Origin of the sequence: Weissella sp. DD23 (genome assembly GCF_001579105.1) — a bacterium.
Classification (GTDB): Bacteria; Bacillota; Bacilli; order Lactobacillales; family Lactobacillaceae; genus Weissella; species Weissella cibaria.
Map to the genome: position 1 here is coordinate 37039 of NZ_KQ970397.1, position 804 is coordinate 37842.

Consider the following 804-nt stretch of genomic DNA (forward strand, 5'->3'; position numbering starts at 1 on the left):
AAAAGGACCGCCAAATGTGGCGGCCCTTTTTATTTTTATTCATTGTAATATAATACTGGCCGACCGTTTAGTGGTTGGATGTGGCGATTATTGTAATCATAATGCACATGGAAGGCCGCTAATTGATCAGCTGATATTGTCATTGGTTGGGCTAAAATATACCACTCGACATTCTCTGACAACGGTGGTGTCGTTAATGAACCGATATAGTGGTAGTACGATCGATTTGTGGGTAGAATGTCAGTGACGTCACATTTGAATGAATGATCATCATTGATGCGACTTAAAATAGTGGCAAAAGTTGTGGATGCCTGGCCGATTTGTAAGAACACCCCAATGACCGCTTGACGACCATCAGGTGCTTGATGAACAAAATGAACTTCTGCATCAAATTGTTTGCCATCAAGCGTGTGTTCGCTTGGGGCGTGAATATGGAACTGTTGCAACTGGAATGGACGGTTAGCGATTACCGCCGTCCCAGTTAACCCAATTTCGACACCTTGGCCGGTATCGTGGACATATTGCCCGGTAAAATCATACGCCAAATTTAATGACGCAGGATAGTCAATCAGATCAGTCTCCGCAGTGCGAATAGCGATTGGTGATTGCATGCGACCTGATGTCATTGACCAAGATTCCTGCGCATCATAATTGAGCTTTTGCATGGCACTTGGCCTCCTTCTGAAGTTTTTCTCTCTCCTCAGAATACTTTTAGTTTATCATCAGTCCGGAAAATAGGCTACTAAATCTTTATTTTTCGCTCAGGTTCGGCGGAAGGCGTTGACGTAAAATGCGGTTGGCGCT

General features: G+C 44.2%; 1 protein-coding gene. It reads right to left on the reverse strand.

The window, feature by feature from the left end; translation table 11 throughout:
* Positions 1–35: 35 nt before the first annotated feature.
* Positions 36–665: a carbonic anhydrase family protein gene (locus WEIDD23_RS10110; RefSeq protein WP_010372594.1), complete on the reverse strand. Its 630-nt coding sequence runs from the start codon at positions 663–665 to the stop codon at positions 36–38.
* Between the last annotated feature and the right edge of the window lie 139 nt (positions 666–804).